The organism is Paraburkholderia sp. UYCP14C, from assembly GCF_004197395.1.
Classification (GTDB): Bacteria; Pseudomonadota; Gammaproteobacteria; order Burkholderiales; family Burkholderiaceae; genus Paraburkholderia.
This window is the reverse complement of the sequence record NZ_SELS01000045.1, coordinates 11,740-37,619: the sequence shown is the minus strand read 5'-3', so window position 1 is coordinate 37,619 and position 25,880 is coordinate 11,740. Positions and strand designations below refer to the sequence as shown.

27 protein-coding genes are annotated in these 25,880 nt (G+C 59.6%); 25 read left to right on the top strand and 2 right to left on the bottom strand.

Annotated elements, in window-relative coordinates; all coding sequences use genetic code 11:
* Positions 1-788: 788 nt before the first annotated feature.
* The 17 genes from EVC45_RS31175 (at position 789) to EVC45_RS31090 (ending at position 15,967) form a co-directional block, all read left to right on the top strand.
* Positions 789-3,065, top strand: a complete 2,277-nt coding sequence (locus EVC45_RS31175) for an EAL domain-containing protein (protein WP_129962019.1) — start codon at positions 789-791, stop codon at positions 3,063-3,065.
* 4 nt (positions 3,066-3,069) lie between these two features.
* Positions 3,070-4,113 carry an autoinducer binding domain-containing protein gene (locus EVC45_RS31170; protein ID WP_129962018.1) on the top strand — a complete coding sequence of 348 codons (1,044 nt, stop codon included), beginning with the start codon at positions 3,070-3,072 and terminating at the stop codon, positions 4,111-4,113.
* A gap of 175 nt (positions 4,114-4,288) precedes the next feature.
* Positions 4,289-5,335, top strand: a complete 1,047-nt coding sequence (gene dctP, locus EVC45_RS31165) for a TRAP transporter substrate-binding protein DctP (RefSeq protein WP_129962017.1) — start codon at positions 4,289-4,291, stop codon at positions 5,333-5,335.
* A gap of 5 nt (positions 5,336-5,340) precedes the next feature.
* Positions 5,341-5,607 carry a hypothetical protein gene (locus tag EVC45_RS31160; protein ID WP_168991565.1) on the top strand — a complete coding sequence of 89 codons (267 nt, stop codon included), beginning with the start codon at positions 5,341-5,343 and terminating at the stop codon, positions 5,605-5,607.
* A complete protein-coding gene (gene pxpA / locus EVC45_RS31155) occupies positions 5,588-6,334 on the top strand; it encodes a 5-oxoprolinase subunit PxpA (RefSeq protein ID WP_129962015.1) in 747 nt (248 codons plus the stop codon). Before EVC45_RS31160 ends, pxpA begins: the two co-directional genes overlap by 20 nt.
* Positions 6,335-6,477: 143 nt before the next feature.
* Positions 6,478-6,816 carry a hypothetical protein gene (locus EVC45_RS31150; protein WP_211193504.1) on the top strand — a complete coding sequence of 113 codons (339 nt, stop codon included), beginning with the start codon at positions 6,478-6,480 and terminating at the stop codon, positions 6,814-6,816.
* An 83-nt stretch (positions 6,817-6,899) separates the two neighbouring features.
* On the top strand, positions 6,900-7,283 hold the full coding sequence (locus EVC45_RS31145) for a mating pair formation protein (RefSeq protein ID WP_129962014.1): 384 nt from the start codon (positions 6,900-6,902) through the stop codon (positions 7,281-7,283).
* 9 nt (positions 7,284-7,292) lie between these two features.
* Positions 7,293-7,577, top strand: coding sequence for a VirB3 family type IV secretion system protein (locus EVC45_RS31140; RefSeq protein ID WP_129962013.1), 285 nt, complete (start codon positions 7,293-7,295; stop codon positions 7,575-7,577).
* On the top strand, positions 7,564-10,083 hold the full coding sequence (locus EVC45_RS31135; RefSeq protein WP_129962012.1) for a hypothetical protein: 2,520 nt from the start codon (positions 7,564-7,566) through the stop codon (positions 10,081-10,083). The genes EVC45_RS31140 and EVC45_RS31135 overlap by 14 nt, the downstream gene beginning before the upstream one ends.
* 256 nt (positions 10,084-10,339) lie before the next feature.
* Positions 10,340-10,576, top strand: coding sequence for a DUF3717 domain-containing protein (locus EVC45_RS31125; protein WP_007182888.1), 237 nt, complete (start codon positions 10,340-10,342; stop codon positions 10,574-10,576).
* On the top strand, positions 10,573-11,223 hold the full coding sequence (locus EVC45_RS31120; protein WP_129962010.1) for a type IV secretion system protein: 651 nt from the start codon (positions 10,573-10,575) through the stop codon (positions 11,221-11,223). The genes EVC45_RS31125 and EVC45_RS31120 overlap by 4 nt, the downstream gene beginning before the upstream one ends.
* Positions 11,224-11,411: 188 nt before the next feature.
* The gene (locus tag EVC45_RS31115) at positions 11,412-11,720 is read left to right on the top strand and encodes a hypothetical protein (protein ID WP_129962009.1); all 309 of its coding nucleotides are present in this window, start codon (positions 11,412-11,414) and stop codon (positions 11,718-11,720) included.
* Between the two features lies 1 nt (position 11,721).
* Positions 11,722-12,813: a type IV secretion system protein gene (locus EVC45_RS31110; RefSeq protein ID WP_129962008.1), complete on the top strand. Its 1,092-nt coding sequence runs from the start codon at positions 11,722-11,724 to the stop codon at positions 12,811-12,813.
* Positions 12,807-13,514 carry a type IV secretion system protein gene (locus EVC45_RS31105; RefSeq protein WP_129962007.1) on the top strand — a complete coding sequence of 236 codons (708 nt, stop codon included), beginning with the start codon at positions 12,807-12,809 and terminating at the stop codon, positions 13,512-13,514. Before EVC45_RS31110 ends, EVC45_RS31105 begins: the two co-directional genes overlap by 7 nt.
* Position 13,515: 1 nt before the next feature.
* Positions 13,516-13,926: a TrbG/VirB9 family P-type conjugative transfer protein gene (locus EVC45_RS31100; RefSeq protein ID WP_129962006.1), complete on the top strand. Its 411-nt coding sequence runs from the start codon at positions 13,516-13,518 to the stop codon at positions 13,924-13,926.
* A gap of 17 nt (positions 13,927-13,943) precedes the next feature.
* Positions 13,944-14,720 carry a TrbG/VirB9 family P-type conjugative transfer protein gene (locus tag EVC45_RS31095; protein ID WP_129962005.1) on the top strand — a complete coding sequence of 259 codons (777 nt, stop codon included), beginning with the start codon at positions 13,944-13,946 and terminating at the stop codon, positions 14,718-14,720.
* Entirely contained in the window at positions 14,717-15,967 is a 1,251-nt protein-coding gene (locus EVC45_RS31090; RefSeq protein ID WP_129962004.1) for a TrbI/VirB10 family protein, read from the top strand. Before EVC45_RS31095 ends, EVC45_RS31090 begins: the two co-directional genes overlap by 4 nt.
* On the opposite strand, the gene EVC45_RS31085 is transcribed toward EVC45_RS31090, so the two are convergent.
* Entirely contained in the window at positions 15,937-16,239 is a 303-nt protein-coding gene (locus EVC45_RS31085; protein ID WP_129962003.1) for a hypothetical protein, read from the bottom strand. The genes EVC45_RS31090 and EVC45_RS31085 overlap by 31 nt on opposite strands.
* Here EVC45_RS31085 and virB11 point away from each other — a divergent pair.
* The 8 genes from virB11 (at position 16,214) to EVC45_RS31045 (ending at position 24,272) form a co-directional block, all read left to right on the top strand.
* Positions 16,214-17,224 carry a P-type DNA transfer ATPase VirB11 gene (virB11, locus tag EVC45_RS31080; RefSeq protein ID WP_129962002.1) on the top strand — a complete coding sequence of 337 codons (1,011 nt, stop codon included), beginning with the start codon at positions 16,214-16,216 and terminating at the stop codon, positions 17,222-17,224. The two genes, EVC45_RS31085 and virB11, sit on opposite strands and share 26 nt — an antisense overlap.
* Complete coding sequence (locus tag EVC45_RS31075) at positions 17,211-17,981, top strand: lytic transglycosylase domain-containing protein (RefSeq protein WP_129962001.1); 771 nt, start codon at positions 17,211-17,213, stop codon at positions 17,979-17,981. Before virB11 ends, EVC45_RS31075 begins: the two co-directional genes overlap by 14 nt.
* A complete protein-coding gene (locus EVC45_RS31070; RefSeq protein WP_129962000.1) occupies positions 17,971-18,312 on the top strand; it encodes a hypothetical protein in 342 nt (113 codons plus the stop codon). Before EVC45_RS31075 ends, EVC45_RS31070 begins: the two co-directional genes overlap by 11 nt.
* Complete coding sequence (locus EVC45_RS31065) at positions 18,309-18,962, top strand: hypothetical protein (RefSeq protein WP_129961999.1); 654 nt, start codon at positions 18,309-18,311, stop codon at positions 18,960-18,962. The genes EVC45_RS31070 and EVC45_RS31065 overlap by 4 nt, the downstream gene beginning before the upstream one ends.
* A 222-nt stretch (positions 18,963-19,184) precedes the next feature.
* Positions 19,185-19,784 carry a phospholipase D family protein gene (locus tag EVC45_RS31060; protein ID WP_129961998.1) on the top strand — a complete coding sequence of 200 codons (600 nt, stop codon included), beginning with the start codon at positions 19,185-19,187 and terminating at the stop codon, positions 19,782-19,784.
* 11 nt (positions 19,785-19,795) lie between these two features.
* Positions 19,796-21,271 (top strand): hypothetical protein, encoded by a 1,476-nt coding sequence (locus tag EVC45_RS31055; protein ID WP_129961997.1) that lies wholly within the window; start codon positions 19,796-19,798, stop codon positions 21,269-21,271.
* A gap of 2 nt (positions 21,272-21,273) precedes the next feature.
* A complete protein-coding gene (locus EVC45_RS31050; RefSeq protein ID WP_129961996.1) occupies positions 21,274-22,944 on the top strand; it encodes a type IV secretion system DNA-binding domain-containing protein in 1,671 nt (556 codons plus the stop codon).
* A 23-nt stretch (positions 22,945-22,967) separates the two neighbouring features.
* Positions 22,968-24,272, top strand: coding sequence for a DUF1173 domain-containing protein (locus tag EVC45_RS31045; protein WP_129961995.1), 1,305 nt, complete (start codon positions 22,968-22,970; stop codon positions 24,270-24,272).
* Between the two features lie 192 nt (positions 24,273-24,464).
* On the opposite strand, the gene EVC45_RS31040 is transcribed toward EVC45_RS31045, so the two are convergent.
* On the bottom strand, positions 24,465-25,232 hold the full coding sequence (locus EVC45_RS31040) for a replication initiation protein (RefSeq protein ID WP_129961994.1): 768 nt from the start codon (positions 25,230-25,232) through the stop codon (positions 24,465-24,467).
* Positions 25,233-25,880: the final 648 nt, after the last annotated feature.

The window sequence follows — 25,880 nt, the reverse complement described above, 5'->3', positions numbered from 1 at the left end:
GGGTAAGGCCGACTCCGCAAGGATACGTCTGGTAGCTAATCGGTATCCAGTAGCTATATGGTATCGCATAGCTACTCGATAGCCAACAGATACCATGAGGCTACGTTGGTAGCTACCGGATACCAGATTGGTGCCCACCATGTTTTTTGTGTGAAATGTGTTCAGCCCAGGGACCGTAGCGCACACAACGAAAAGCGTATTGGAAAGTACGTTTTATATGTGTCCCCAATTAAACTCGCGCAAGCGACGACTTTTATCGCGTGGCGCCGAGGGCGTTCCCTCCCTGGGGCGTGAAACAATACGGTGCAAAGTGGATCAACGCCTTATGGATAAAGGCCGACCACGACGCGCGCATTTTATTTCGAATGTTTCACGAGATGGTCGTCGCGAGAATGTCTGCCGGGTCTGGAGGCCGGAAGCAAGCGCGCCGATTATTCGGCTATCCGATAGCTACCAAGAAACGCTGCTGCACATTGCGACTCGTCGTCCGTACCATTTCCGCAATGATCTATGGAAGTCGGGGGATGCGTCGGCGCCCTTGGCCGAAGCCGCGCGCTGCGATTTTTTCTTCTCGACCTGGGTCGTCAGCTCAGCTACCAGATAGCTACCATATATTTCATCCACTTCGTTGTGCGCCACTTCGGGCTCGCCGACAAGGCGTCGACACGGGAAAGGATGGAAGCGCCGTGCACATCAGCTTGCCAGCAAGAGCGGGGGTTCGTACCATGCGTGCATTCGTCAGATGGATGTGCAGGCGGTGACTTGGTCCAGCCAGAGAGGGCGACACAATGAGCGATGTCTCTGCCGGGAAATTTAAGGCGCGCGTCAATAGATTACGAACGCGGGTAGCTGCAGCAGTACCTCGGCCGTCGCGGTCTCTCGCCTGGATCCCAGCCGGGGCGCTCACGATCATCGTCGTCATCTGGAGTGCGATTCTTCCGCGCATCCATGCTGAGCGACAGGACACGCGTAACTTGGCCGTTGCAGAGACGGAGCAGCTGGCTTCGGCATTTTCCCAACATATCGGCAAGACCGTTCATGACGCGGATGCCGTCGTTAGCTGGGTGAAATATGAATACGAGCGTTCGCCATCAACGTTTGACCTCGCGGCATACCAGCGGCAAGGCCTGATCTCAGCTGACACGGCGCTGCAAGTAACCCTCATCGGCGCCAATGGTGAGGTGTTGCAGACCACAACGCAAAATGCGAAGCAGGTAAATCTCAGTGACCGGCCTCACTTCCTCATTCATCAGGCCAACCCAGAGGCGGGCTTATATATCAGTCAGCCCGTTCTTGGCCGTGTATCGAATCAATGGACTTTGCAGTTCACCCGTCGTCTGAACAACTCTGATGGCTCGTTCGCGGGCGTTGTCGTTGTTTCGGAGGACCCCGACTTCCTTACCGACGGCTTCTACAGTCTTGACTCGCTTGGGCGAGGCGGCATGCTTGCCGTTATATCGGATAACGGTTATCTGCTGTCCCTACGAGCGGGGCAGAGTAGGGCTTCACCTGTAGGCCCACCTGCCGCAGCATATCGTGAAATGGTGGGCGCAAAAGGCGGTGTGTTCGATGATCCCCTCGATCACCAACGCCGGTTTGTGACGTATCGGCACCTCTCGCAGTACCCAGTCGCTGTACTCGTCGGACTGTCAGAGCGCGATGCACTTGCGACCTACCGTCACGCAAAGATGCTGTACATCGTGATGGCGACCATCGTCAGCGTTTTGTTGCTCGCGGGCGCATACATCATCATGGTGATGATGGGTAAATTACAGGGCTTGGCCGAAACCGATTCCTTAACCGGCCTGCCCAATCGCCACTTGCTTACACAGACGCTTCGCCGACGGATGGAGGCCGTGGGCCCATCGAAGCGGCTCGCGATGCTGTACATCGACCTCGACAATTTTAAAAAGATCAACGACACGTTGGGGCACAAGATGGGCGACGAACTTCTGCTGAAGGTCGCGCATCGACTTGCCGAGATGACTCGATGCGAACAACTGCTTGCGCGTATCGGTGGAGACGAGTTCGTCATCCTGGTGGAGGATACGGAGGTAACGCGAAAAGCTAGCGCTCTGGCCGATGCAGTCATTAAGTTGTTCGACCGCCCATTCGTTATGCGCGGCAACAGCTATCTGATCTGTGTGAGCATCGGTATCGCAGTCTACAAGGATGCGGGTGATAACGAGTTTGGTTTGCTCACGCAAGCGGATCTGGCGATGTATGCGGCAAAGGAGACGGGCAAGCCTGCCAATGTCAGTCAGCACTGTACCTACACGCCGGCCCTGTCCGAACGCGCCCTGCAGGATATTGAGCGGCACCAGGAGTTGCAGTGCGCCATCATAAACCGTGAATTTTTCCTCGAATACCAACCGATCGTCAGCCTTGACGGGGAGCTGCGGGGCGTCGAAGCCCTGGTGCGTTGGCGGCATCCAACAAAGGGCGTGTTACTGCCAGCCGAGTTCATCCCGTTTGCCGAGTCGAGCGGGTTCATTGTGCAGATCGGTGAATTCGTGCTCGACCAGGCGTGCCAAGACTTCCGGGAATGGCAGGACGCGGATCCGAGACAACTGACCTTATCAATCAACGTATCGCCCATGCAGTTCACCACCGGCAATGTGGTCCATGCCGTTACGCGATGCCTGAACGACTACATGATCGAACCGGACCGGTTGCAACTGGAGGTGACGGAGACGGTCGTCCTTGATGAATCAGCTTTGGTCAGGACCAGGCTCGAAGCGCTGCGCAGGGCAGGGGTGAAAATTGTTCTCGACGATTTCGGCACCGGCTATTCGTCGCTCTCGAATCTGGTCAATCTGTCTATCGACGGCGTGAAAATTGACCGGTATTTCACGCGCGATGTGCCCGCCAAAAAGGCCTCGTCGGCGATGCTCACGCACCTTGTTGGGCTGACGCGCGACCTCGGGCTGTCATTGGTGGTCGAGGGAGTCGAGACGCAGCAGCAGGTCGAGTGGCTGTCGCGTTTCGGAAACGTAATGGCCCAAGGTTTCTACTTTTCAAAACCGGTGTCGGCTGCGGCGCTTCCGATAGTCAGGGCGGCCTAGTCGCATGTCCATGCTAGCTACCGACAGAGTCGCGGTCGAGCGTGAAGAGATCGTCTATGAGGGCGTGGATCGAGTCGGCCGAGATGAAGTCACGTTGCGCCTGCGCCGAGGAGGTGGCGCATTTTTCACGCTCGAGCGCCAGCTCGTGCGCGCTGGCGGTGTCAAGTTAACGCAGGTATTTCCCGTCGGTAGTGACGGTGCGCTTCATGACTTCGCATCGGCGGACCCATATGGCGACAGCCTGCAAGGCTCTTATATGGCTCTGCGGCAGCGTTACCTTTCAGAGGGTGGGGGGCGACGGACCGCTGTACAGCGGCCCGTCACACCTGGCGATTTTCTCGACCAGATTGGGGCAATGGAGCATTGCCGCCATGAGGCGGAGTTGCTGCCGATTGCGCAGACCGTGACGCGAGCACTCGGTGCTGAGCAATACATTTTCAGCTGGCTCGTACTGGATGAAAAATCGGGTGACGTCACTGAGCATCGGTATCTTGTCGGCTGCGATCCCGCATGGCTGAACAAGTACATTGACCATGTGTGGTACATGAATGATCCGTTGCTCGAATATGCAAAACGCAACGCGACGCCTGTGCTGTCGTCCCAACTGGATCTATACAGCGACTCTCACTGGCTGGCCATCGAGGCGGCCGCACACGGGTTTCGTAATAATCTGGTCTGCCCTGTGCATGCAGGTACGAATTCGTTACTTGTCATGCTTCAGGCCAGCAATGCGGAGCCTAGGGAGGTCGGGGAGGGCATCTTGTGGCGCAATCGGCGCCTGCTGCGGGCGCTCGCGGGCGAACTGCTTGACTGGCATTTGGCGGGCCTGCGACAGCAGGCAACCAGCCAGTTTGATCTGAGTGAGCAGGAGGTGAAAGTCCTGCGGATGGTGCATGGCGGCGGCACGGCATCCAATGTCGCGGCCGTCCTGGACGTGTCCGTAAAGACGGTTTATGGGGTTGTGTATCCGAGAATCAACGACAAAATGGGTACTTCCCACATCAACAAGGCGGTCGCCACGGCCGTCAATTGCGGGCTGATTGAGTAAGCGTCTGAAAACGCTGAAAACCTTTAATCATACCAAATGCTTCTGTGTTTGGGAATGGTAATTCGGAAACGGAATTTCCCTCGCTTTTCCGGCTAGAGTCTGTCCAAAGGTCGCCGATGCGCCTCTCGGCCGGGAGATTGGCAGCTTCCCCCCGTCGCTCGCAGCTTGCTTCCAAATGAAATTTAACAGGTTAGGACAACTATTTATTCGGTTGGCTGTCGCCAGCACGCTGGTCTGCTGCGTAGGACTCGCCCACGCACAACAGACGTGGTCAATTGCGACTGAGTATCCGGCGGACACGGTTGCCGGTCGGGGCGTCGCGTTTTTCGCCAGTGCACTGGCCAGCCAGACTGGTGGCAAGGTTTTGGGCAAACCAGAGTTCAAGGCGAAGGCTGGCGCGACGGATCTTGTAGCGGCGGTTCAAGACGGACGGTTGCACGTTGCGGACGTGTTTGGTGGGTCGCTCGCACAGCTGGATCCGATATTCGAGTTGCCTACGCTGCCATTCCAGGTGCATTCACTTGGCGACTCCCAGCGTCTTACGTGTGTGGTTGAGCCGCTGTACCGCCGCGCATTCTTGCGTGCCGGACTTCACATGCTGTTTATTTCACCGTGGCCGCCGACCGGGCTCTGGTCGCGCGGGCCGGTGTCAGATCCGGCCGACATGGCCGGCCTGCGCGTACGAACCTACGACGACAGCTCTGCTCAAGTTCTTAGGGGCTTGGGCATGAGCGCAACCGCGCTACCCGTTCAGGACGTACGCCCGCTGTTACGGACGGGTGCGCTGGACGGTGTCCTGTCATCAGGCGATGGGGCGGTTGGAAGGTCTTTTCACGGACAGTTGCCAAACTTCACCGCGATTCACTACGCCTTCCCGGTGTCATTTGTCGTGATGAGCCAGACACGTTATGAGGCGTTACCGGACGAGTTGCGAGCCCAGATCGATAAGGCGGCCAAAGACGTACAGCGCCGTCAATGGACAACGTTGCCGACGCGCATCCGTGAGAACTATGCAGCCATGCGGCTGGCGGGTGTCAATGTAAACACCTCGATCGATGACGGCTTTCGAACGCATCTTCGCGAGGCGGGTGATGCCCGCATGAAGGAATGGCTTGCACGCGTGCCAGCTGAATATTCCGCAGCTATCAAGGCGTTTCTGGAGGAGGCGCAGGACACGTGTCCAATCAGCTTGCTGGAAGCCCAACAGGGCGTTCGCGGGTAATGACGATGCGTAGCGTGATTGTGGCCGCTGGCGTGATCGGCACCTACGTTTTTCTAGTGCTCGCGAGCACGTCGCATATGTCTGCCAGAGAGCGTGCCGAGATCCTGATGCCGTGGAATGCGATCGAAGAACCGATTGCCACGTTGCATGTGCGAGTGAACGGGAGTGTATGCCGTTTCGAGTACGTATTTATTGGCGACGGCGCTGTTCGTACAGCCAGCCATTGTGTACCTGAAGAGGAGAGGGCAAAGGATGAGCGGGAAAAGCATTGATCTGAATGTCGATCTCGGCGAGGGCTTTCCTCACGATGCCGAGCTGCTCGAGTACGCCACGTCGGTCAACGTCGCATGCGGATGGCACGCGGGCGATCCCCTGACCATGCGCCGCGTCACGTCGGAGGCAATACGTCGGGGTGTGGCGATCGGCGCGCATCCGAGCTTCCCGGACCGGGAGAATTTTGGTCGGACTGCAATGGTCCTGCCGCCGGAAGAGGTGTATGCCGGCGTGCAATACCAGGTGGGTGCCCATGCTGCGGTCGTCGCGGGACTGAGCGGCCGGGTAAATCACGTCAAGCCTCATGGCGCGCTTTACAACCAGGCCGAGGAGGATTCTGACCTCGCCCGCGCCATTGTTCATGCGATCCGCGACCTCGACCCTGATCTTGCAGTATTCGGCCTTGCAGGCGGCCAGCTGATCCGGATTGCACGTCAAGAAGGCCTCGTTGCGGTTGAGGAAGGTTTCGCCGACCGCGCTTACACGCCGGCAGGAAAGCTGGTGCCGCGATCCAAGCCGAACGCGGTGTTCAGTAGCGACGACGAGGCGTGCAGGCAAGCGATCAGCATAGTGTGTGATGGCCGCGTCCGTGCGTGTGACGGCAGCTGGATTCAGGTCAGTGCCCAGACACTGTGCCTGCATGGCGACGGCGAGCATGCCGTCACGTTCGCACAACGCATCCGGGATGCCTTTTCGACTTCGAATATCGCGGTCAGGGCTGCATAGCCAAGGCTCACCCTATGACCGCTCAACCCCGTCGCGCGGTTGCCAAAGCGTGGCAGGCGTGCGATGCTGCATCAAATTCCATTTTCGCTTTCATTTTGCAAATTTGCGTTTTGCTGAATGATTTACTAAAATGAGAAATAGAGATGCGGATTGATGGCGCACTTTCTCGGCGTGTGGCAAAAAAACTCGTTTTGCTACTCAACGAGGAACGAATGGGGCTCACTAAACGCGAGCTGGCGGTGGTCGCGGAGACGCATCAGTACAGTTACATTGTGTGGATCAAAAAGGCGGAAGGTGGCTTCTGGCGCGTCGAGATCCACTTGGGTGACAAGGATCGGGTGTACGAGATTGATACGACTAGGGGCGTGCCTAAAGGCTGGCGCCAGCTATCGGACGCAATCATTTTCGTGCAGGAGAACTGTAAGCACCCCAAGGACATTTTTGTCGAAGTTGGCGAATGGGTGCTGACCAAAAAGGAGTGATGCCGCTGTGTTGAAGCGGTTGATGCCGGTGCTACCAACACCGACACCAACCTGACCATTTTGTAACCCTGTGAGGACTCACTATGGCTTCCGCCATTATAGGCGCGGCTGCGCTCGCGCCTACGTTTCACCACTTCCTGTCCAGCAAGACATCCACCCTGACGCGCTCACGGAGCAAGTCGGTGGCCACGCTGGCCCTGTTGTTTGTTGCCGCAGTGTTCCCCCAATTCGCCTATGCGATGGACTACAGCACTGGCACTGGCCTGGTCCGCGATTTCGTTAGCTGGCTGTTCGTTGATGCTGGGCCCTATGTCTTCATGGCGATTCTCGGCATCTGTGTGCTCGGAGTGCCGAAGGGTTGGATTCCGATGAAGGGTGCCGTGATCGCAGTTATCTGCTCATTTGTATTCTTCGCGGTCCCGTCGATCGTCCGCTATGCGGCGTCGGTCGCTTCCTCGCAGATCTGAGGCGCGGTCATGCGCGAAGTACACGAAATCCCGAAGGGCATGGTGCAGCCTTGGATGATATGGGGTTGCCTGGCTGAACTGTTTCTCGGTTCCTTCGTATTGCCCGCGATTGTCTTCATGTTCCTCAAATGGTGGCCGGTGATGCTTGCCGTGCCCTTCCTGGTCATCGGCGCCTATCTCATCACCGCGAAAGACATGTTCGCGTTCTCGGTCGCGTATCAGAGTTTTGGCGCGACGGCGAAGCCACGTAGCCTCAAATACTGGGGCGGAGCGAAGACCTATGCCCCTCGGTGACTTTCTTGATCGTCATTTCGGCGCGTCGCCATTCGTTCAGCGGAGCGAGGCAGACAAGGATGATGCGGCCGATCTGCACGCATCGCGCGAACTTCCGTTCGGCCTGAACGCGTACTACAACGGCCATACGTTGCGCACGCTCGACAGCGGACTGGTGCAGATTGTGCGTCTCCAGGGGCTCTACGCTGAAATGCTGGATGACATCGGCGTCGATGCTTACAAGCATCAGCGGAACACCGCGCTGGAGTCGATCGCTGACAGCAACGTGGGCATCTACGTGTACGAGATCCGGCGCAAGGCCAACCGGTGGCCCGCCGGCAAGTATTCGAACTGGTTTCCGAATTTCCTCAATGAAAAGCTGAAGGCGCGTTTCCAGACGCGGTCGTTGTATCAGCACGAAATCTATATTGCCATCGTGCGCTACCGCCACTACAGCGGGGTAGTGGGGCGGCTCGATCGCGTATTCAATGCGTTCAATCCTTCTGGCGCCAACGACAAGCTTGAAACGGAGTCGCGGCAGGCGCGTGACCTTGAAGAGAAGGTCAATTCGCTGATGAAATCGCTGGCGCACTACGCGCCTCGCCGGCTGGGCCGCGTTGAAACGGAAATCGGACCCTGTTGTGAGATGGCGCGTTTCCTGCGCTATCTGCTCACGCAGGAAGACGGCCCCGTGCTGGCTGACTCGTACAACCTGGCCCAGGCGATCGCGAGTTCGTATCTGCATTTCGGCCGCAACCCGATCCTGGGGAAAGACGTTTTTGAGGTCAACGGGCTCAACCATCGCCGCATCGGACAGGTGCTTGCCATGTCGCGCTGGCCCGATGGCGCTGTCGCCGGGATGGCAGACCGGTTCCAGCGGCTGCACGCCGAACTGATCGTTACGCAGAAGTTTTTTCCGATCGACAAGCTTGACGCCAGCATGGCGACGTCGACAAGTGAGGCCCGGCTGTCGCACGACCGGACGACTGCCGGTATGTCGGCGGAAATCACCGCTCTGCGCATGCGGCAGGCGGCCAACAAGGCCGTGCTCGGCACGCATCACATGAGCGTCCTTGTTCATGTGCCGGTAGAAGGGCGCTCGCAGGATGCTGCGGTGAAGGCGCTCGAGGCGCTGGATGATGCCGTCGGAAAGACAGGCGAGTGTTTCAAGAGCTGGGGCGTGAAGCCTGTTGTTGAGACGACCGGCATGGAGCGCGCCGTGTGGTCTCAGATACCGGGCGCCACGAAGCGGCACAACGGCCGGGTCGGCAAGGTCGAGACGATCCAGTTTGCCGCCTTTGCATCGCTGCACAGCTTTCCACAGGGACGCTTCGACGGGAACCTTTGGGGGGAATGCCTCATGGTTCTGCCGACGGAAGGTCAGACCGGCTACTACCTCAACCTGCATGAGGAGCGTGCGGGGATGGTGCCCGCACACGGCAATTTCGGGGCGAAAACGGGGGTGGGCAAGACGCTGTTTGTCGCGATGGTCACCAGCCAGGCCGATAAGTTTGAGCCCCGGGTGCACTGGTTCGACCGCGAGAACGGGAGCACCGTGTTCATGCAGGCCATGGGCGGCGCCGACATCGTACTCAGCCTGTCACGGTCCCTTGGCAATCCCTGCAAGATGCCCGACACGGAACAGAACCGCGCGATGCTGCGCGAGCTGCTGCAGATGATGGCGACGTGTTACGGCTATGTGCTCACGGTCGACGACATCGAACGGATTGCAACAGCGGTCAACGACAACTTCGAGGACAGCAAGACCAGGTTCGAGGATCGGCGCCTCCGCAATCTCGCGTGGCGCTTCGGCGGGAAGAATTCGGATCTGTATCGGGCGATTGCCGTGTGGCACGGCGATGGCGCGAATGCAGCGGTTTTCGACAACGAACATGACACGCTCGATGTGGCAACACACCGTCATTACCGCTATGAGATGCGGGAGCTGATGAAGGACAAGGAAGCGAAGCCGGAGCTTCCTGTCCTGCTCAACTATCTGACGCATCGTATCGAACAATCGCTCGACGGATCACCCGCAATCATCGTGTGGGATGAAGCCCAGATGCTGATCCGCAACCCGTTCTGGCAACAGAAGATCGAAACATATCGAGAGACATTCCGCCGGCGCAACTGCGCGACGCTCTTCATTACACCCGAGCCTAGCGCTCTCTATCGGCCAGTAGCGGCCGTCAAGAATCAGGCTGTAACGAGCTTCTATTTCGCCAACGACAAGGCAGATCGACGGGACTACGTCGATAACCTGGACTTTTCGCAGAGCGAGTTCGAGTTTATCGAACGTGCGGTGCCGGAGGACTACAAGGTGCTCATCAAGAAGGGCAGTGGAGTCAGTGTGCGCGCCTCGTTTGATATGTCGGACATGCCTGAGCTCGTGGCCGTGCTGTCGTCGAATGACAAGTCGGTTGAGTTGATGAATCGTGTTCGCGCCGAGTTGGGCACAACGGACCCGAGCCGGTGGGTCCCGGTGTTCATGGCGCGCGCGCTATCTGAACGGACGCACAACGTTTGACTTGAGACGTGGGGTGAACCTGTGATCGGACAGATTGCAATCGGTGTGCTTGGTGCTGCGAGCATTTTCCTGTCGCAGGACCGACGCGAACACTGGAGGAGGTGGGCCTGCATCTGTGGACTTGCAGGGCAACCTTTCTGGTTCTGGATGGCATGGGAATCGCAGCAGTACGGCGTGCTCGCGCTTTGTCTTGTGTATGCGTGGTCGTGGGCGCGAGGCTTTAGGGTGTACTGGATGGCCAACCAGGAGCGGCGGCATGCAGTTCACGCTCGGTGAAATAGAAGGGGCGATCCACTGGTGGCGTGTGCGCGCGTCATCTGATGCCGGGTTTGCCGGCAGCGTCGTGGGCTGCGCGCTGGCGCGACTTTATGGCGAGACGATCGCTGACCATCGCGTGGTGGCGGATAACGAACTCGACGACGTGCAGCGCGATGCTTTGCGCGTATTCGTCCGGATGTCAACCGTGCAACAGGAAGCGGAGGTGCAGAAATGAAAGGTATATCCGTAGCGGCCATCGCAATGATGGTCACGTCGACGTCCGCATTCGCGACCGGTGTCCCGGTGGTTAACATCCAGGAGGCCATGCAGCTTGCGCAGCAGTTGGATGCGATGGGCAAGCAGCTTGACCAGCTCAAGCAGCAGTACGGCGCGATGACCAATTCGTATGGACGCGGCGCGTCCGGTCTGACGGATGCGCTTGATGCTTCGTCGATCGTGCCCGGCAGCTGGCAGGACGTGGTGGCGCAGCAGAAGAGCGGCATCTACGGCAGCCGACAGGCGACGTACGAAAAAGTGATGAACACGATGTCACCCGATGACTTCGCGGACAAGGGCGAGGGCGCGAACTACAAGATGAGTACCGACTCGGTTCGCTCGGCGCTGGCTGGCGGAGAGTCTCTGTACGACGAGGCGCAAACGCACCTGCGTAACTTCCAGAACCTGTCGCAACAGGTCGACACGACGCAGAACGTCAAGGATGCAGCCGATCTGCAGAACCGCATGTCGGCCGAGCTGGGCATGGCGCAGTCCGCACAAACGAAATTGCAGGCCATCAATGCGAATCTGACAGCGAACCAGGTGAATGAAAGTAATCAGGCGACGGCGGCTCGCACGAAGTTTTTTCAGAACGTATCGAAGTGAGGATCGACATGCGACGCATCGCTTTTTACCTTCTGATCGCCGGGGCCACGTGTCTCGCCGGTTGTGCGCATTCCGGCGCGATATCGAAATCGCCGTGCGCGTGCGATTTTCATCCGATCGGCCATCAGGTGTAACTCGTGCACCGTGGGCCTGCCGGCGCACGGGTGACTGAAACTGGAGACAGGCATATGACGTGGACAGGCAAACTCACTTGGTTCCTTCTCGCGGTCGCAGTGGTTGGATGCGGAGGCTTGATCGTTTACGTCGTGCATACCAGTGGCACGGGTCGCAGCACTATCGAACCCCCCGCGCAGACTGTGCCGGCGTTCGATCCGAAGACCGAAGCGTATTACCTCGCGCATCAGGGCGAGATGAAGCAACGACTGGCCGAATGCAAGAACCACGGTATCGGGATCGGCGCCGACACGCCGGAAGCAAGGGATTGCACGGCCGCAGCCGCAGCGCTTAACGATAGGTTCTTCGGCGCGAGCAAGTGACATGGCCGATCCGGTAGATCAATTCATCCAGACGCTGTTCGACAGCATACCCTCGCGGACGGAAGCGTTCCTGTCGACCAACTACCCGGTGCTGGGGCACGCGGTCACGCAACCCGCGTTGTACCTCGCGATGATCTGGGTGGCGGTGAAGGTGATGCGGGTTCATTCCGGGCGCGATCCGGCGGACGTATGGCCTTTGGTGAGGATGCTGCTCACGATCATGTTCGTGTTTGCAGCATTGAACTGGGGCGGCCTGGCCGGACAGATTTTTCACTCATTCCAGGAGCTGCGCGACGACACCGTAAGTTCGCTGATGGGCGGACAGTCGATGACACAGTATCTGGAGAACGACTACAACAAGTTTTCAGATGCATCGGGCCAGATGATGAAGCAATCCATGCTCAATATCGGCATCGTTCTTCTCGGATTGGCGTTGCAGATCGTCAATTCAGCAATGGTCCTGATTGCTCTCGTCCTGAAGGTTGGGTCCGACATGGGCTTTGCAGTCACGATGCTGCTGTTCCCGTTGTTCGTGCCAACGCTGATGTGGAACAGCACGCGCGGATTCGGAATGAGCTGGTTCGCGGCAATGGCGAAGTTCGCACTGGTCGGAATCCTGCTCGGCGTCATCGTGAAATTCAGCTTCGATATCACCGACCAGTTCGTCTCGAAGATGGATCCCAATGCGATGACGGCAAAAGATGCATTCGCCGCAATCATTATCGCCGGCGCAATAGCGCTTTTCATGGCCTTTACCATTCGCCCCCTGGCATCCGCTCTGACGTCGAGCGGCGCCGCCGGCAGCGGCATGGCGGACATGATCGGCGGCTTCATGATGTCTCAAATCATGTCGAAGTTTTCCGGCGGTGGGCGAGGCGGCGCCGGCGCAAATCCGGGTGCAGCGACTGCACTGACCAGTATCAGCAGCACACAAACTGCTCACGGCAACCAGCTTGCGCGAATCGAGCGGGCGTTGTCCTCGGGCAGCGCTACGAGCACTTCAAGCATGTCGAGCCCATCGGGTGCCGGGCAACCGGGCGGCCCAGGAGGCACAGCACCTTCGAGCGGCGCATCTGATGGAGGTCAATGGTGAGCGCGATTCTTCAGAAAGCATCCAGAGCACGGAATGCGTCAGCGCCTGACGCACCGCCAGCCGAATCCTATGAAGCGATTCGCCTATCCCGGAATCGGGCATATCTGCTTGCGTTGGTAGCGTGGCCGATCGCGGGCCTTGCGCTGGCTTCGATGGCCTATGACAAGGCTAATCAGGAGTATGTGCCACCAGTGGTGCTCACCCTTGACACGCACAACCACGTCGCAAAAAGCGAGATCGGCACACCTGCGGTGCTCAGTTCGAAAGATGCCGTGATCGAAAGCGAGCTTGCCCGTTACGTGACGGAACGCTACACGCTCGACCGCGCGTTTCGCCAGGACCATATTGATTACGTCAGGCTGCATTCTGCATCGAACGTTGCGGACAGCTTCAACCACGAGATGGACGCTAAGAACAAGGACAACCCGTACTACAGCATCGCCGAGACGACGGTGCGCCGGGTCAGGGATGTTCGCGTGCGGATTCTCGACCGGGACGATCACAAAGCCGAAGCAACGTTCACGACCTACAACGACGGGAACGGCGACAACAAGACGGTGTACTGGCATGTGCTGTTCCGCTACGACTTCGTGAAGCAGGCGTTGACGCCGCAGAACCGCTACATCAACGGGACGGGATTCATGGTGACCGGCTTCGAGCCGAACACAGAGCCGGGTGCGCCGGCCCCATCTGGAGGTTGAGATGCGAAGAGTCAGGGGTGCCTTGACGGCAGTGGCAGTAGCGGTGGCGCTGTCGGCCGTGGCTCACGCAGTAACAGCTGCTGATCCTGTCCTGCGGGGTACGGAAGGCACCGTGCAGCGCCTGCCGTATATGCCGGACCAGATCTACGACCTGACGGTTGCTGACAGGACCTTGCTGGCGATTGACTTTCCGCGCGACGAACACATCAAGGCCATCGCGCAGAGCACGGCACCGGTCTTTCATGTTCAACGAACGGGAGACACGCTGCAGGTGACGGCCGACAAGCCAGGCGAAAAGATGGGGCTGAATGTCACGACGACGCGCGGCACTTACCACCTGCAGATAGCGTCGATTGACGATGCGTTACAGGCCGCGCATATCGTGCATTTCGTGACGCCCTCGGCGTACTAACCAGGAGAGGGAGCGACATGAAAACTATTCGCCACGGCATGCTGGCATGGTCAGTGGGAATTGCGTGCGCCGTTTTGGGTGTGAACGCAGAAGCGGCCAAAAATCCGCGCTGTGTGATCACGGACAACCGGGTATGTCAGCTTCAGTTCGATCCGAATCAGGTCTACGAAATCACTGGGGTCTATGGTTATGCGACAACGATCGAGTTCGCGCCTGGGGAAAAGATCCTCAACAAGGCGATCGGCGATTCAATCGGCTGGCAGGTCCTGAAGTTTCGCAATCATCTTGTGCTCAAGCCGGTCGAGCCTGATGCAAGAACCAATCTGACGGTCACGACCAGCAACCACGTCTATTACTTCCGCCTGTCCAGTTCGAAGAATCCGGACCGCGCGACCTATGCGGTGCGCTTCCTGTATCCGGCTGACCGAAACGATGGATGGGGCGACGATTCGGGCGGCGTCTCTGACGCGTCGTATTCGCAGCCCCGTATCGTCAACAGGAATTATCAGGTGTCGGGTGACGAAAGTTCATTCGGCCTGCAGCGTGTGTTTGACGACGGGCAATTCACTTATTTTCTGACCACGATCGGCAAGCCCAAGCCGACCATTTATGTAGTTGACCGGGACGGCACCGAGGCGCTTGCGCCCATGCGCAGGGAAGGGCCATACCTGGTGATCGAGCAGATGGCTGACCGATTTACGCTGCGCGATGGTGATCGCACCTTGTGCGTGATCCGGTCGCAACAGGGTGTGGCGACGCAGGCGCGGCGCTCGCCCTGGGGAGGCGGAAATTGAATACGCCTGATAACCCGAATGATCTGCCTCGCGACAGCGGGCGGCCAAGGGGCGAGCCCGGCGATGCAGGCGACAGCCTGAACGAGCGCCGGCGCGCAGCTGATGCGCTGCGGCAGACGTCGCTCGCGGCCGATCCTGCCCGCGGCCGGCGCCAGACCTTTTTCACGGTCGCCGGCGCGATTCTGTTTTTGCTGTGTGCCGGTGGGTTCTACGCGATGAAACATGACGCGCCGGCGCCATCGAGCAGTTCCGATAAGCCGAAGATTGACGAAGACACGACGAAGGCCGCTCCGCTGGATGCTGGCCGGCAGAAACTTCCGGCGTCGATGGCGGCAGCTGCGTCGGCACCAGCGGCAAGCTCGGGCGTTGATCCGGACGAAGCGCGACGGGCTGCGGAGCGTCAACGTCAGGCGGCCGCAGCAGCTGAGCAGGCGCGAAGAAAAGCCGAAACGATACGTGAGGCACGGATGAAATCGGGCCTGTTTGGTTCTGACACGGGGGGCGATGGTTCAGACGATGCCGGCGCGCCCGCTGATGGTCAGCAGGGCGAAGCGGGTCTGGGGCGTCGACCAGGCGGCGACGGTCCGAATGATCCGAATTCGGCCTTCGCGCGCAGTGTTGCGAACGCCGACGATTCGACTGTCAAGGCGCAAAAGATCGAGAACCTGCAATGCAAGATGGAACCGGGTGCCATCCTTGAAGGCCACCTGCTGCCCCGCATTATCTCTGACCTGCCTGGCTCAATCACGATCATGCTGGATCGGGACGCGTATGGGGAGAAGGGCCGGATTCCGCTGCTGCCGTGGGGCACGCGCATTACAGGCAAACCGAATTCGTCTGTGCGCAAGGGGCAGGAACGAACCTTCATTGCAAGCGCCGTCGCCTTGCGTCCGGATGGCGTCAAGATCCATGTCGACTCACCGGTTGCCGATCAGCTCGGATCGGCGGGCATCGATGCCGACGTTGATAACCACGTTGGCCAGATCCTCGGCATGAGCGCGGCGTTGGCAATCCTTGGCGCGGGCGCATCGAATTACGGGGTGTCGTCCTCGGACCGCAATAACTCATCTGCGATGTACCGCGAGAACGTCCAGTCGTCGATGGCCCAGTCTTCGCAGCAGCTGCTGGGCGGCTACGTCAACATCCCGCCGACGCTCAAAAACGACCAGGGCACGCGCGTGCGCATTCAGGTCGAGCACGAGCTGGATTTTTCCGACTACTGCAAGCCGGATGGCGAGGGGGATTGATGGCAACAGATATCTCGCACGTTCAACGCGAACTGCGCCGCCAGCTGGACGACGCGGTTGCCGATGCGTTGCAGGCACAGATATTCAGGGACGTCGCCCGGGATGACGGACGGCACCTGATGCTTGCGCAGGCAAAGCTTAAGGCCGTTGCCCGCCAGTGTTTCGACGCGCAAGTGTGTATGGAACGTCCCGCCGTGCAGCAGGCCGGTGCGGTGGCTCGCGCCGAACGGATCCGGGGACGCTGACATGTCGATCGTGCCGGCATTCTTCAACCGCACCGAGTCCATCCGGCCTCTCTTTGATGCCGCCGATGTCTCGGAGATCGCTGTGAATGGCCCAGGCGTTGTATGGGCCGGCCGGAAAGGCATGCGCTTCATGGAGCGAGTGGATACGCCAGTACTGACCGAAAGCACGTTGCGGGACTTCGCCGAGCTGGTGGCCCACCACTCCGACCAGGAGACGGACACGGAGCGCCCGCTTCTCGCAGCCTCGATACCCTCGGAACTGACGGGGCCAGGGAATCGCGATTTCCGTATTCAGGTTGTTCAACCCCCAGCGGTGCCGGCCGGCACGATTGCGATCGCGATACGCAAACCTTCGACGCTCGATCTGACGATGGAGTACTACGAGGAGAGCGGGGCCTTTGATCGGGTCAATGAACCATTAGCAGACTCGGAAGACACCGACAAGAAACTGGCATCGTTGTATCGGGATCGTGCGTGGCCGGCCTTCCTGCGGCTCGCCGTCAAGGCGAAAAAGAACATCGTTGTGAGCGCACCGACTTTTGCCGGTAAGACGGAGTTCATCAACATGCTTCTGAAAGAGATCTCATCGGCTGAGCGGATCGTGACGATTGAAGACGCGCGCGAGCTGCGGCCGCCTCAGGCCAATACGGTGAACCTGCTGTATTCGCGGGGTAATCAGGGCACGGCAAATGTGACGCCAGTTGAGTTAATGGAAGCGTCGTTGCGGCTTTCGCCTGATCGTGTGATTCCGGGCGAACTGCGTGGCGCTGAAGCATACGTCGCGCTCGAAATGCTGAATTCCGGTCACGGTGGCTGGATGACGACGCTGCACGCAACCAGCCCCGATCACATGTTTGAACGACTCGCGCAGATGGTCATGCGCTTCGGTTCGACCTTACAGCGTGCCGAGATTATCGACTATGCCCGCAGTCTCATAGACGTCGTGGTGCAGATGCATCGTTATGACGATGGAGTGCGGGGAATCAGCAAGGTGCTCTATGTCCCGCATTAAATTGGCCATCGTGCCTCTGGTGGTGAGTCTGATGCTGCTTTCCGCTCGAGCGTCACAAGCGGAAATGCAGGTCGCGGCCCCGCCGGTTACAGCGTCCTTTGTTTCGCTGGCCCAGGAGTGTGCCCCTGACGTTCATCACGCGCTGTTGGGGCGGGTGGCGACCGTCGAGAGCAGCGGCAATCCGTTCGCGATCGGCGTCGTCGGCGGTCATCTTGCGAGACAGCCAAAGAACCTTCCCGAAGCGTTGGCCACTGTCAAGGCGCTCGACGCCGGCGGCTGGAATTACAGCATGGGACTGGTGCAGGTCAACGTTCACAATCTGGCGCGGTATGGGCAGACCACAGAGACCATCTTTGAGCCCTGCACGAACCTCAAGACTGGTGCCGCGATTCTTAAAGCGTGCTACGCCCGCGCGAAACCGCAGTTTGCGCAGGCTGATGACGCGGTACGCGCGGCGCTCGCCTGTTATTACAGCGGCGATCTGACGCGAGGCGCCGCCTATGCGCAAAAAGTGGCGGCTGCCATCCCGGCGTCCGGTGTGCAGGGGGCGCAGCCAATCGAGGTTGTCCCAGACGTTCGCCCTGCAGGTGGACCCGCACGACGCGCGGCGGCACGGCCGGAGCGCGCCGCAAAGTCTGCGGCCAAAGACGACTGGTTCACGACCTATGGGGACGACGACGAAGACGGTCAGCTCAATGACCAGGCCAACGGCTCGCACAAGGCAGTGCGGGCAACCGGATCCGTTGATGATCAATAACCGGTATCGGATGCTCGCTGTGGCCCTCATGTTGGACGGCTATGCCGTCACGGCGGCCGTGGCGGCATCGCAATGGTGGCATCACCAGCCTGGGGGCGGAGGGCAGTTCGCGGCGCTCATGGTGCCTATGTCTTTTTATCTGATGACGCGACTGGTGCGGGAGAGCGGTGTCTGGGTCCTGCTGCCACCCGTGCTTGCCTTGATGTGGTTGGGTGCACTGGCGGCGTCGCCATTCTGTTTGTTGGGCCTGGCCGTGCGCAACACGTGCAGTGCCTGGCGATACATGAGGGCCGGGCGCAAGGCGCTTACCTGGAAAGGGGGTGGGGTATGACGATGAAAAACAGAGGTCGGCTGATGTTGCTCGCATCTACGCTCGCTTTAGGCGGTCACGCCAGTATGGTCCGTGCCGATGACGATTACGGATGCCGCGTTGTGATCTGCGTGGGCAACCCGTCATCGAATGGCGGGCCGTGGGCACCGGACACCTGTGGACCGGCGATGGATCATCTGATGGACGATCTCCGCCACGGCCGCGGCTGGCCGCAGTGTAAAGACTCGGACATGACCGTCCGTCAGAACAACACGCCGTACGATCCCTGCCCTGCAGGTACGACGGCCGCGGCGACCGGCGCCTGGGTGGCCGAAGGGCAACGCAAGGCCGGAGCTCGTCCATACAGTGGCATGAGTGGTTTCGCACTGGTCGGAACGCCGAAGCCTTCCGTGGCGGATATGAACACCGGTTACTCGTATTACGGGCCGCAGGCCTGTGTAGGCAGCCAGGTCGGTGCGTATCAGGTATACGGCGATCCTTCGGGCGATACGTCAACTGTGAGCTGGCGAAACGGGGGGGACGGTAGTGGATATGACGGCGATCCAGTCACTGTCACTGTGTATGACCACGTCGTCTGGCAACAGCCGCAATCGCCGAATGCGGTCGACGTGTACGAGGCCGGCCAGTTCCAAACGCGAATTCATTACTAAGAGGGTGGCGGGGATGACTTACGCGGCAGCGCATGGTTGGACACGGGTTGGTCCGAATGAACGGGTTCATCCGACTGGATGGCGAATTGCCAGCTGCATTATTCAGGGTAAGCCTAGACACATTCTCTGGCACGGTGGCGAGACGCAGGGCAATTGTCCTAGTGTTGACGTCGCCGTCGGGAGGCGCGTCGAGTTGTTGGGGCAGGTCCGGTGAGGGCGAGGATGCGCAAGCTCTATCGTTCGCTCAGATCTGCAGCCGTCACGTCTGCTCTTGCGGTTCTGGCCTTTCCCCTTTTGACCTACCCGATCAGTGCCCGGGCCGCATGCGTAGCCCCCGACGGTCCCGCGATCGACACGGGTTTTTCGCCGGAAGGTTCTGCCGAGCGGCTCGTGCTTAAAGCCATCTGCACGGCTCGCCACTCGATTCACCTGTCGGCGTACAGCTTCACGTCGCCGACGATCGTGCAGGCGCTGATCGAAGCGCATCGACGCGGCGTTGACGTGGCGGTGGTTGCTGATCGGAAGAGCAACCTGATTGAGGATCGCAGCGGCAAAGGTCGCATCGCACTCGATCTGCTGTCTGGCGCGGGCGTCGGCGTCCGGACGATCGACGCGTATCCGATTCATCACGACAAGTTCATGGTGATCGACGGTGAATCGGTCGAGACGGGCAGCTTCAATTACACGACGTCGGCCGCCAGGTACAACAGCGAAAACGCTGTGGTGATGTGGCATGTGCCGGTGGTCGCACAGGCGTATCAGCAGCACTGGCAAAGCCGGTTTAACCAAGGGCGCCCCTGGTCCGAGCAGGCGTCGAACTGACGGAGGTTTTTATGTTTGAAGACACCGTATTGCGGTTTAGCGACAAGGAGCGTCAGCAACAGCTTGCGGAGCAGGAACAGGCGCTCGCGCAACGCCGTGCGAGTCTCGAGGCGCGCCAGAAGAATCTCGCATACCGGCAGGACTGGCTTAAAAGGGAGCCGCACGCAGTCGCGCAGGCAAGCGAACGCGAGGACCAGCAGCGCCGTGAGGACAAGCAGCTCGCGATCGATGCCAAGGCGCTGAAGGCACGCTTCGGCCTGAAAGATGGTGAGCTGATCGACACGGCCGCGATGCGGGGTGCGCTCGAACAGGCGTTAGCAGAAAAAGAGGTCGAGCAGGCACAGCGGGCCGAGCAGATTACTGACCGGGCGTCGCTCCTGTCGGGTCTGAACAAGCTGGCGTTGATTGATGCAAAGAAGACTGCCGAGATCCTGCATGCGAACAAGGATCTGAATGTGCCTCGCGAATGGAGTCGCCAGGAAATCGCCGATCTGTTCGCGAAGGCTCAATCGCGCGTCGACGACAAGGGCGCCACTCACACTTACCCCAAGACGCTCGATGGCTGGGCGAAATCGCTGGAAGCTCGCAATCGTGAGCTGGAGCTTGCCGAGATCAAGCTCGATGCGCAGGAGCAGGCGTTACGGGCGCAGGTGCGCCGTGCGATCGAGAGCCCGGAGAAGGCTGCGGCGCAGTCCATCGCGGAGCAGGCCGTGCAGAAGACCGCAGACCGCACGGTAGAGGCAGCGGCGGGCAAGGGTTCGGTAGCGGCCGCGAAAGAGAGCGTCAGTATTGATACGTCTCTGGAGACCCTGAAAGATCCGGCCAAATTTACAGCGACTGTGGATACAGTCGCGAAGACCACGGGGGTTAGTGCTGAACAGGCCAAAGCGACACTCGAAATGCTGCGTGAAACGAAAGAGGCCAACGCCGACAGGGCGCCGGATGCGGTGGCATCTGACAAGGCCGCGATCGATGCCGCGCGCAATGCGTTCTTCGCGCGCGGCAGTGGGAAGAGCACGGCGCCGGTCGAGAAGGTAGCAAAGAAGGCCGCGGAAAAACCGGCGGCGCAAAAGTCGAACGTCATCGAAATGGGCGCTGGCAAGCGAACGCCGTCAGCTGCGCCAGTGGAGAACAGTGGCCAGACGCCAGAGGCAAGGAAGTCCATCGACGGGGTTGCGGGCTTCAAGAAACTTGGTCGAAACAAAACGAAGGAGGCCGCCGACCGGGGCGTTCCAGATGCCGGCAAGTCGGCGGTGGCGGGCAAGGTGCAACAGGTGGAAGGGGCCATCGCCGCGCGTGCCGACGCAGGACCACGTAAGAAATTTTCCGAACTGAATGCACACGAAAAGCTCGAGCGTCGCGCTGAGTTCTTCGGAAACCTGCGCGAGTCGGCCGGCTTTACGCGCGACGGCAAGCAGGCAGTCTCTGAGCGGGCCAAGGAGGCCGTCAGGCCGGGAAAGCAACGTGAAGGACACGGGATAGGCTGATCATGCAAAAGCACGAGGTCGTGATGATGCAGTGGACGGGCGCAGTGCTCGCGCTTGTCCTTGGCCTTTGCGTGTCCTTCACACTCGGAGGGTATCCGCCTCTGCCGTTTCCTGCGGGGATCTTTCACGGTTGCATGGCTTCCGTGCGTGATCCATTACTGTTCTGGGGCGCAGTGCCGGGCGCGGCGCTCGCGGCGGGGGGCGCATGGGCGTGCCACGAGTACCTGTTCAATGGCTTCGAAGGCTACCGGTACGCCAAATTCATTCGTGGCACGAAGATGGAAAACCGGCACCAGTTGAGCAACCGGATCGCGCGGCATAACAACAGTTATCGCAAGCTCGCAGTGAAGCACGGTGATGCACCACGCGCGCCGGTTGCCGTGTGTGGTGTCGAGATGCCGACGGATCTGGAGACGCAGAACCTGATCATTGTGGGCGCACCCGGTACTGGGAAGAGTCAGGCGATCAATGGTCTGGTCGCATCGGCACTGCGCCGCGATGACCGCATGGTGGTGGTCGATCCAAACGGCTCGCTCATGTCGCGTTTCTATCTGCCTGGCGACGTGGTGATCAACCCGTACGACGCCCGGTGCGTCGGCTGGTCGCTGTTCAATGAGGTCGATCACGGCTTCGACTTCGAGCGCCTCGCGCATTCGGCGATTCCGCCGCAGAACGGGGACCAGGCCGAAGAATGGGCAGGGTATGCGCGTGCGGTGCTCGCGGACACGATGAACAAGCTTGACCAGGACGACATGCGCGACATGGTGACGCTGACGGATCTGCTTGTGCGTGAGCAGCGCCCGGTGTTGCAGAAGTACCTGGAAGATACGGATTCGGTGGGTTTCTTCGCGAAGGATGCGGACCGGGCAACGGCCAGCATCATCTTTACGCTGAACAAGTACATCCGGCCACTGCGACGCATTCCCGATGGCGATTTTTCAATCCGGCGCTGGATGAGCGATGAAAACGGCGGGAACATCTGGCTTACGTGGCGCGAGGATCAGCGCACGGCGCTAGGTCCGACCATCCCGGTCTGGCTCGATCTGATCTACGCGATGATCCTCAGCGAAGCGCCGACTTTCGACCGGCGACTGTGGGTATACAAGGACGAACTGGCCTCGCTTGGCCGCCTCTACAGTTTCGAGGCTGCGGTCTCGAAGGGACGCAAACATGGCCTGTGTGTGGTTGGCGGTGTTCAGGATCTCGTACAGATGGACATGCAGCTGGGCGAACTGCCCGCGAAGGCGGTGCTGTCGTGCTTCCGTAGCCTGCTTGCGATGGGCGGCGCCAATGCCCTGACGACCAAACGCATGTCCGAGATGATTGGTACGCACGAAGTGGAGCGCCACCCGATCGGCGTGCAGGGACAGTTGCGTATCAATACGCGCGAGCGCCGGCGAGAGTCGGAGCATGTCGTCACGTCGTCGCAGATATCGAACCTGCCCGACCTGAACGGCTACCTGAAATACGGCAAGGATTGGCCGCTCGCAAAAATCAGGTTTGGTGCGCGTGACTACCCGGTGCGCGTGCCTGCCTACATCGAGGTGCCGCCACGTGAGGTGCTTCCGTCAATCGCTGTGCCTGCACCTGTCAATCCAGCGCCTGCTCCGCAGGACGAACCTGGGGCGACTGCAATCATCATCGGCGCGGCCCTCCCTTCAACGCAGTCGTAGCGACGTCGGGTAGAGGTAACGGTATGAGCGAGTTTCGATTCGATGACGTGATTGTTGCGGCTAATGCCGGTGACCTGCAGGCATACCTCGCCGATGCGCACGGCGAGAAGGTTCGGCCGCTGTGCATGTGTACGCCGGTCGGCGTCCCGATGTATGTCGCAAAAGTCGGCGAACACTATGTGATCAAGCGCATGCCGAATACGGGGGGCGCACATGCGCCGGATTGTGCGTCCTACGAGCCGCCGGCGGAACTCTCCGGACTGGGCGAGGTGAAAGGGGAGGCTATCCAGGAGAACATCGAGGACGGTATTACCACGCTCAGGCTCGATTTCAGCCTGTCGAAGACCGGTGGTAAAGCTGCGCCGGCACCCTCGGGCGTGGCGGCCGACACGGTGCGCACAGACGGCGCAAAACTAACGCTGCGCGGCACCTTGCACTACCTGTGGGAGGAAGCTGGCCTGAATCGCTGGTATCCGGCGATGGAGGGCAAGCGCAGCTGGTACGTCGTGCGCAAATTCCTGCTGCAGGCCGCGGCCGGCAAGGTATCCAAGGGAGAGCCGCTGGGGCGGTCACTGTATGTACCGGAGTCGTTCTCGTTGGAGCATGCGGCAGGCGTGACACAGCGCCGCATTGCTCACATGGCAGAGCTGGCCATCAACAAGAAAGCACGCAAACTGATGATCGCGATCGGAGAAGCGAAGGAGATTGCGGAATCGCGTTATGGTTTCAAGATCGTCGCAAAACACCTTCCGGACTTTCCGTTCATGCTGAGTGAGGATCTGCATCGACGGCTCCAGAAGCGTTTTGCGAATGAACTGGCACTGTGGGACAGCATCGAGGATGCGCACCTCGTGTTCATTGCAACTTTTGGCCTGAGCCCGACCGGCATCGCGTCGATCGAGACGCTTGCCGTCATGGTCGTGTCGTCCAACTGGATTCCATTCGAGCACGCTTACGACAAGCTGATGCTCGATGCGCTTACGGCGCACAAGCGCCGCTTCGTAAAGGGCCTTCGTTACAACCTGGCGGAAAACAAGCCGCTCGCGTGCGCGGTGCTTGCCGATGTGTTACCGAAGCCCGTTGCGCTGTATGTGCAGCCGCCCGGCGTCGAACAGGAAGACGAGGATGCGCTGTCTGCGCTAATCGATGAAAGCGACATGCCGTCGTGGATCTGGCGTGCGGGCGAGGAGATGCCGGAACTGCCGCCGCCGACGTTGAGTCGCGTTGCGAAGTCATCGCCGCGTGCCGGCAGGACGCTGGATGAAATCAATGCAGCCGCCTCGGATGCCGTCGCTTCATCGGCGGCGCAGGAGTCTGCATGGGACTGAAGATCGCTTTGCTCTGGCGTGTGGGGCTGAGCCCTCCACACATGCGCGAAGGTGCGAAAAGGGTTTCGGCCATGCACCGCTAGCGCGTCGAGGCACGCCAGACTATCGAAGAAACGAATGATTAGGGGTTCCGCGGCGCCCGGAGCCCCTATTCTGACGTTTACCCACTTAGTCAGGCGTCGTGAGTTGGTGTCAGAGAAGGAACAGTTGCGGATTCGGCTTAAACCGGAACTCCAGGCCAGTGACCTTTCGGCCGCCCTGCTTGGTTGGCTTCCACTCGATAAGCAGGCCATCCTTGCCGGTCAGCTCGTCGACGGCGACGTCGATTACGCGCCGTCGCATCTGGCCAAAGTCTTTGACACAACTCGGGGGCGCATCCATCGCATGACAAAAGTCGTCGAAGCTAATACGGACCAGGCCAGTGTCCCGATATTGGGCGAACATCTCCATCAGCCGCCACGAGTAGACGGAGCGAAGCGCGGCGGTATGCTTGAGCTTGTAGGTTGTGAATTCCTTGCGCAGGCCCAACAGGAATGGCGCGACCTCAGGCGAGAAATTGACGTCGACCCACCCTTCGCCTTCGTGATACGTATTTCCGGAGACCCACCGGTATTTGCGCTCTTTTTCGCCCCGGCGTGTCTGTTCTACGGTACGGATGTACTTGTTGAAGATCGACTCTGCGGCCTCACGAAGCTGCACGTAAGCCGTCGGCTGGTCGACGGCAAAGGCCGCTGCGTATTCCTGCGCGGACAGTTTTACCCGCCACCCCTCGTTTGGTCCCAAGGCGGCCGCCAGCTTGCGCAGTTCGACCGAGTCGCTTTGAGCGATCGCGGCAGATATCAGCCGCTTCTCGATCAGTTTGAGGCCTTGGGCTGCACGCGTGAGGGCATTGCTCATGTTAACGAACCGCTCGGAGAGAGCGCTATCGGGCATTTCTTGAAGTGTTGCCGGTACTTTCATTCTGACGTTTCCCAACTTGACCTGACACGGTTCGACGATGACAGACAGCCCGCATTCTGTCAACATTAGATATCGTCAGAAATGGGGTTCAGTGGGAAAACGTCAGAATTCGCTAGCTATCCTCTGCTAGTGGGAAAACGTCAGAATAGGTGCCTGTGGACAACAGTGGGAATTCGCCCGACTAAGTGGGCAAACGTCATTTTTCAGTGGGAAAACGTCAGATGAATGCGCCGCAAACCCATTCCTGGCAAGGCTTTCGCGCGTATACAAACCCCTACAAACCTATTTACAAACCCCCGCCCTGCATTCTGCGTCTTTGCTCACGATTACGCGCCATCATTTTAGCTGCGCCGTAAAAAGCGCCTACCCTACGGACCTACGGTCCTCCGCCCCGACGCTCCGCGTCGGCCTGCGCGTGCTGCGCACGCTTCTATCCAGCCCTCAAAGAGGGTGGAAGAAACCAAAACCATTCACCAAGACTTCTGCGGGGCAGGCACTAAGGGCTACGCCGGCCTGCGGCCGTCGAATCCCTAAGTGCGCGATAAAAGATTTACGCGCGCGCCTGCGGCACACCCGTAAATCAACGCGCTCGCGTGCTCGCCTGATTGCCCTACACACGCTATTTCTCACGAAGACCCCAGGAAGTCT